The sequence below is a fragment of the Bacillus sp. AFS037270 genome, assembly GCF_002585305.1.
Genome location: NZ_NUNF01000112.1, coordinates 1 through 5,775, shown reverse-complemented (window position 1 = coordinate 5,775; position 5,775 = coordinate 1). Strand labels below are relative to the sequence as shown.

Annotated in this window: 7 protein-coding genes; 2 read left to right on the top strand and 5 right to left on the bottom strand. The window is 35.2% G+C overall.

Going from position 1 to position 5,775, the window contains the following annotated elements:
• The 5 genes from COD92_RS30690 to COD92_RS32420 all read right to left on the bottom strand — a co-directional run.
• On the bottom strand, positions 1-266 hold a 266-nt coding region (locus tag COD92_RS30690), incomplete at its 3' end, for a hypothetical protein (protein ID WP_141561165.1).
• 386 nt (positions 267-652) lie between these two features.
• The gene (locus COD92_RS30685; protein ID WP_255286699.1) at positions 653-1,540 is read right to left on the bottom strand and encodes a carbohydrate ABC transporter permease; all 888 of its coding nucleotides are present in this window, start codon (positions 1,538-1,540) and stop codon (positions 653-655) included.
• A 22-nt stretch (positions 1,541-1,562) separates the two neighbouring features.
• Positions 1,563-2,453, bottom strand: a complete 891-nt coding sequence (locus tag COD92_RS30680) for a carbohydrate ABC transporter permease (protein WP_098996828.1) — start codon at positions 2,451-2,453, stop codon at positions 1,563-1,565.
• A 102-nt stretch (positions 2,454-2,555) separates the two neighbouring features.
• Entirely contained in the window at positions 2,556-3,890 is a 1,335-nt protein-coding gene (locus COD92_RS30675) for an ABC transporter substrate-binding protein (RefSeq protein WP_098996827.1), read from the bottom strand.
• Positions 3,891-4,039: 149 nt separating this feature from the next.
• A complete protein-coding gene (locus COD92_RS32420) occupies positions 4,040-4,282 on the bottom strand; it encodes a DUF2961 domain-containing protein (RefSeq protein ID WP_255295313.1) in 243 nt (80 codons plus the stop codon).
• A gap of 739 nt (positions 4,283-5,021) precedes the next feature.
• Between COD92_RS32420 and COD92_RS30665 the strand changes: the two genes are divergently transcribed.
• Entirely contained in the window at positions 5,022-5,387 is a 366-nt protein-coding gene (locus COD92_RS30665; protein ID WP_098996826.1) for a glycoside hydrolase family 32 C-terminal domain-containing protein, read from the top strand.
• Between the two features lie 122 nt (positions 5,388-5,509).
• Positions 5,510-5,775 (top strand): hypothetical protein (locus tag COD92_RS30660; protein WP_141561164.1); only part of this gene is annotated, 266 nt, incomplete at its 3' end.

Sequence of the window (5,775 nt, the reverse complement as noted above, 5' to 3'; positions counted from 1 at the left end):
TTATGGGTTAAATATGCATGAATTTCATTTGAAAGAAAGATGCCATTAGATAAATTTTCTATATTGCTTCCAAATGCATTTATATTCCAATCAACAATATTTAGAAAGTTATTAATGGTGGTAGATACTTTATTTTCTATTACTTTATTAAAATAAATGAACGTAAAAGGAACAATAACAAGTAAAGGTATTAGAGCTGAAAACAAAGCTAATAAGATAATTTTACGCTTGATTGGAGAGTCTATGAGTTTCATTAGTTTAGCCATGTAGTTTCTCCAGTTTAAGAATTTTTATTCTGTAACTCTTACTCTGGTGATATAGAATCGACTCATTCAATGTCCATCGGTTAAATGATAAATACAATCCAGTAACTTTTTAGCTATTTCGATATAGATTTCTAACTCAAGTTTACAAAATTGACTTTAATCGATACATATCCAAAGATTTTCCGATAAACGCTGCCCCCCTATGAAATTTGTCTAGTACAGCCAGGACATTTGCTGGTACTCCACCGGGATTCCGAACAAAAGATATAGTCTCATCATCAGCATTTTTGTTTAAGAAAAATCAATTAATAACTCTCCAATACTCGTAACATAGAACCTAAGTTTACCTCACTCCGCGATCTACCTTTTTTTATACATTTTCATCATCATTCTTTCACTGCTCCTAAAGTCATACCGCTTACGATGTAGCGTTGTACGAAAAAGGAAAATATCATAACGGGTAGACTAAATGATATGGCAGCTGCTGTCATTGGTCCCAGATCAAGATTATAAGCTGTTAAAAATTCTGAAATTCCCACTGTAGCCGTTTTTGCTTTCGTACTGGTCATGAGTAATGAGAACAAGAAATCATTCCATGCCAACATAAAAGTAAAGATAGCCGTCGTTGCCAGTCCAGGGAGTGAAACCGGAAGAATAATTCGTATAAAGGAACCAATCCAACTGCATCCATCCACCCTGGCCGCTTCATCAAATTCTTTAGGAACCGAGTCAAAAAAACCAATCATTAACCAAATGGCAAATGGAACATTCAAGCTGGTATACACCAATATTAAGGCAAAATGCGTATCAATTAAGCCCATACTTTTAATAATCATATACATCGGTATAGCAATACTAATCATGGGCACCATTCTTATTACTAACGTAAATAATAAAAAGTAATTCCCAGTAACCGAAGAGAACCTGGAGATTCCATAAGCAGCCATTGCACCAAAGAGCACACTTAAAATGGTACTAGCACCTGCAGTAGTTAAGCTATTTAAAAAATATTTCCCTATTGGTAAGGTGTTAAGCATGTTTTTATAATTTTCTAGCGAAAATTTCGAGGGCCATAAACTCGGTGGTGCAGTAACTGCCTCGGCGGACGGTTTTAATGACGTTAATAATAGATAGATATACGGACCTAAGAATAATAAAGCCAGTAAGCATGTAACCAAAAAGATAATTAACGTCCAAATTTTATGTTTAAAATAAAAATTAGCGAACAATGCGGGTTTTTCAACGATTGTTTCTTTTATTGGCATGTGGGCCATTCATCTTTCACCTCTCATATCCTTATCCATGTCTTTTCCTAGGAGACCACATTTTTGTAATGAAGAAAGAACTTAGGACTAATAAAATGATGATAAATATTACTGCCATTGCACTAGACTGCCCAACCTGTCCATAACGTGTCAATGTCTTATACATATATGTACTTAGCACTTCGGAAGAAAAACCTGGCCCCCCTTGTGTAAGTACCCACACAATATCAAAGGTTCTTGCAGCATCAATAATTCGAATTAATAAAGCTACTGTTGCTACCGGGATCAGAGACGGAAACGTAATATAACGGAACTTATGCCATTTATTTCCTCCATCGATTTCAGCCGATTCATATAAACTAATGGGGATTCCTTTAATACCAGCTAATAATACAAGCATTATAAAAGGTGTTGTTAACCAGATGTCTGCAATAATCGTAGAATAGAGGGCAAAATGGGAGTCGGATAACCAAAGTATTTGATGTGGGTCAGAGAGTAGCCCCAGTTTATAAAGCCCCCAGTTAATAATCCCGAATTGATCATTAAGCATAAACTTCCAAATTAACCCAGTAACTAAAGGTGCCAGCATTAGCGGACTTAACAAAAGTGTCCGAATAAATTGGCTTCCTTTAAACGCATTACTTAGAAGCAAAGCAAGGATAAGACCCAAGATAAATTCGATACCAACCGCAACTCCTATATATACCACTGTATTCCAAAGTGCTTTTAAAAAACGCGGGGATGTCAAAGAACTTGTATAATTAGCAAAACCGACAAATTCTCTTAATGAAGGATTAATTAAATCAATCTTGTAAAAACTGTCTCTGATTAAAAGAAAGATTGGATAAACCAGAAACACCAACATAAAGATACCTGCGGGAAAGAAAAACATGGTGGATAATGCTCCATTTTTCATTCTCATGAAAACCGCTCCTTTCTATTAATCTGTTAAACTACACTTTTTGATAGGAACCTAATCATGGGATAAACGGTTCCATGATTAGGTTCTCTCAAAAACATTCATTTATTGTGGAGGTAATAGATCTTTGATTACACTAGCTGCCCAATCAAGTGCCTCCTGTGGTGTCTTTTCTCCTGAAAGTGCGTATTGCACGGCTGGGATTAGTGCTTCACTTTCGATTTGCTGCCATTCCTTAATAGAAGGTCGATTTTGCGTTTGTGGTCCACTTAATGTAGTCATAAGCGGTTTCAAATGCTCAAACCCCTTTTTCGAATTATAATGTTCAAAAACAGATTTTCTTGCTGCAACCCCTAAGGTTTTCATAAATAATTCATTCTTACCATAAATGAATTTCAGGTACTTTTTGGCAATCTCTTGTTTTTTGGAAGAACTAGGGATAACTTGATACCATGGACCCGGTACAGCACCAATACCAGCTGCCCCTCCAATCATTGGAGCGCTTCCAACTTTTCCAGCCACCTTTGATTGCTTAGGGTCATTGGATGGTACATAAAAGTGCCCCCATGCCAGCATCATTGCTGATTTCCCATTCCAAAATAACTCTGAAGTTTCAGCAGACGCCATTTCAAGTGCTCCTGGTGGAACAGATTTATCCTTCTTTAAAAGGTCCACTAAAAATTGTAAAGAATCAACATACGGCTTCGTATTGACAAGTACTTTTCCATTTTCACCAACTACCAATGGTTTCGCACCTGCTTGAGCTGCATGATCAAGCCAGCTAGCTACTGCATCGCCATTGTTCGCACCAAATACCGTTGTTCCATACAAATCAATTTTTCCATCATTGTCGGTATCTCTAGTGAAAAACTTCGCAGTATCCCTATATTCATCCCATGTTGTTGGAGGATGCAGGTCATAGCCATACTTTGCTTTGAAATCGGCTTTATTTTTTGCATCTTCAAATAAATCTTTTCGATAGATTAAATTTTTTGCATTAGTCCATACAGGCATTCCATAAACTTTATTATTATAACTTCCACCTTCAATTAGTCCTGGGAACAAATCATTTTTAACGTTATCTGTCACTAAACCTTCTAATGGTAAAAGTCCACCAGCAAGAGCGGGAAACCAAAGAATATCGATTGTTGCAACATCGAAAGCCCCTGCCTGAGAAGCTACCTCAGCTTTTAATTTGTCATAGACTCCTGTATACGGCACGGATTCAATTTTTACTTCATATCCTGTTTCTTGTTTAAATTCCGCTGCTGTTTCTTTTGCCACTTTAAATGCGGGACTTCCTCCCTCAACAAGAACGGTAATGGATTTAGAATCACCTTTTGATTCTGAAATTCCTGTTTTTTCTTCCGAACAACCGGATAAAAAAACAGATAAAACTAAGAATAGAGAAACAATTGTTAGGATTCCTTTTTTCTTCATCTTATACAGCCCCCTTGGTTTTTATATTAAATTATCTATCCCACAAACCATGTTCAGGCTATCTTCTAGGAAGTCGTTCTTTTACTGGAGGAAGCTCTGGCAATGGTTTATGAGGCTCAAGTTGATACCAATAAGCAACACTAGAATAATCAATAATCATTTGCTTGATCATTTGCATGGCCATGCTCTATCATTGCACGGATAGATTTATTAAAACGGATTGGATCTTCGATATGGAAACGGTAAAGGCTCCACTTCCCAAAGTGCTCTTGTACATCACTGCCTAAAGATACTCCATGATAAGGACCGGCATATTCTCCACTAGGAAAACCCCATGCTGCATTAAAGTAGTCTTCTGTCCCGGTACCATGAAGGTAAGTATTGAGGCGCATAGCATTTCGTCGTCATCCAAATATGTTTTATGCACCCAGCTCCTTTGATAACAGCCATTACAGCAGTTGCACCAGGTTCCACTACATCAAAATCTCTATTTCCCCTGTTCGATCGTAACTAGATTCACGTTTTGAATTTGCATTCTTAATAAATGGTAGTCCCCCTAATGGGCTATTTGGTTGCCAAACATTCATTGATCATTCTCCTCCGATTTCTAATAATTTTATAATTCAATGATAACGATTACATTTTTTGAAATAAAAATGCTTAAACTTTTATTTCCTTATGCACCCCCATCAGCTTTGCAAATCTTCTTTACACTTATTATTGTAATTTTTATCTTATTTTTTTAAAATTCTAACTTTTTTAGAAAAGGTTATATATATTTAGAAGTTTCAATATCAACTAAATTTTTCATACAAATTCGAAAGTACTTCATATACGAAAAAAAGAGTTGTATCAAAATAGAGATTACTTTCTATTTTGATACATACCCTTATCTTGTTGTTTATCTTTTTTAATCATTGTTTATTCTTGTGATAATTAGAATGGTCATAATAGGTTTAAAAGTGTCAATTTTATTTCTTATATTTAGCATAAAAAACTTTTTCTATTCTTTTATGTTCAATAATAAATTCACTTCTCCATTATAGCCATTAACAATTTTCCTTTTTCGTACAACGCTACATCGTAAGTGGAATGACTTTAGGAGCAGTGAAAGAATGAAGATGTTAATAAATGAAAAAAGGCAGATCGCCGAGTAAGGTAAATCAGAGAAACCCAGACAACGGCAAAGCCTTAGGTTATAATGTTGATAAAGAAGAGATCTGCATTGATAGAAGAAACTCTGGTGAAACCTCTTTTAATGAATTATTTTCATCCTTAGATCGTGTAGCGGTTAAAGCTCAAAACAATCGAATAAAGTTCAATGTCTTTGTGGATCGTTCTACTATTGATGTTTTTGGAAATAATGGAGAAATTGCGATGACCAATCTGACCTTTCCAGACTCACAAAGTGACGGTCTTGAATTGTTTTCGAATGGTGGGAACGTAAAACTACTCTCTCTGGATATCTATCGATTAAAGTCAATTTGGTCATCGTGAGTTTAATTATCTAAATCGAAATAAGAAAAAATTTACTGGATTGAAATTGACCGATGGACAGTGAACGAATTGATTCTTAAATCACCAAATTATGATAAAAATTCATAAACTGGAGAAATCAAATGGCTAAACTAATGAGACTCATCGACTCTCCAATCAAGCGTAAAATTATCTTATTAGCTTTGTTTTCAGCTCTAATACCTTTACTTGTTATTGGTCCTTTTACGTTCATTTATTTTAATAAAGTAATAGAAAACAAAGTATCTACCACCATTAATAACTTTTTAAATATTGTTGATTGGAATATAAATGCATTTACGAGCAATGTAGAAAATTTATCTAATGGCATCTTTCTTTCAAATGAAATCCATGCATATTTAACCCATAA

What these genes read in the sequence shown, in the direction of transcription:
- COD92_RS30685 (WP_255286699.1), bottom strand. Translation starts at nt 1,540, where the DNA reads ATGGCCCACATGCCAATAAAAGAAACAATCGTTGAAAAACCCGCATTG.
- COD92_RS30680 (WP_098996828.1), bottom strand. Translation starts at nt 2,453, where the DNA reads ATGAGAATGAAAAATGGAGCATTATCCACCATGTTTTTCTTTCCCGCA.
- COD92_RS30675 (WP_098996827.1), bottom strand. Translation starts at nt 3,890, where the DNA reads ATGAAGAAAAAAGGAATCCTAACAATTGTTTCTCTATTCTTAGTTTTA.
- COD92_RS32420 (WP_255295313.1), bottom strand. Translation starts at nt 4,282, where the DNA reads ATGCGCCTCAATACTTACCTTCATGGTACCGGGACAGAAGACTACTTT.
- COD92_RS30665 (WP_098996826.1), top strand. Translation starts at nt 5,022, where the DNA reads ATGAAAAAAGGCAGATCGCCGAGTAAGGTAAATCAGAGAAACCCAGAC.